This is a genomic window from Vibrio sp. 03_296, assembly GCF_002265885.1.
The window spans coordinates 1-736 of sequence record NZ_NPKW01000646.1 but is presented as its reverse complement, the minus strand read 5'-3'; the positions used below and the strand labels follow the sequence as shown (position 1 = coordinate 736).

Genomic DNA, 736 nt, shown 5'->3' with positions numbered 1-736 from the left:
CCCATCGCTATCGGTCTGTGCCTCACACTTATCCATCTCATCAGCATTCCGGTGACCAACACTTCGGTCAACCCAGCTAGAAGTACCGGTGTTGCTCTCTATGTTGGTGATTGGGGCCACTGGGCGCAACTTTGGCTATTTTGGGTCGCGCCGATTCTAGGCGCATTACTTGGGGCGGTGGCCTACAAGTTGATTTCAGGCCCCAACAAAGACTAATCACAGCGAGCCGCCGATTCGAGCGGCTCTTTTTCTATTGCCTCTCAATATTTTATAAAACGCATCACAACTTTGTGACTTGGTCACAAATGGTCACAGAGCAATTCATTGAACTGGGTTTATAGTTTTGTTATTGACTCTCTGCCACGCAACACTATGACCTCACCTGCCTCATATCGGATTATGCTTGTCGAAGACGACTTGGAACTCGCTGAGTTGATCAAAGATTTTCTACAAAACTATGAATTTCAGATTGATATCGTCTCGGATGGCTTTCATGCCGTCGATGCAATCTTGTCAAACCAACCTGACTTGGTGATTCTCGATATTATGTGCCGGCAAGCGGAATGGAAGTGTGCAAAGCGATACGCAGTAAGTACCATGGCATGATTTTGATGCAAACGGCCCTAGATGACGACATAGACCAAGTCATGGGATTAGAACTGGGCGCAGACGACTACATCGTGAAGCAAGTAAAACCAAGATTACTGCTGTCGCGCATTCGCGCGTTGCTGCGTAG

Annotated in this window: 1 protein-coding gene and 1 pseudogene; both read left to right on the top strand. The window is 47.6% G+C overall.

Annotated features, from left to right (window positions below):
- Positions 1–216: aquaporin (locus tag CIK04_RS26860; RefSeq protein WP_176463443.1), on the top strand; the 216-nt coding region annotated here is incomplete at its 5' end.
- Positions 217–305: 89 nt separating this feature from the next.
- Positions 306–736 (top strand): annotated as a pseudogene (locus tag CIK04_RS26855) (response regulator); the annotation flags it as partial.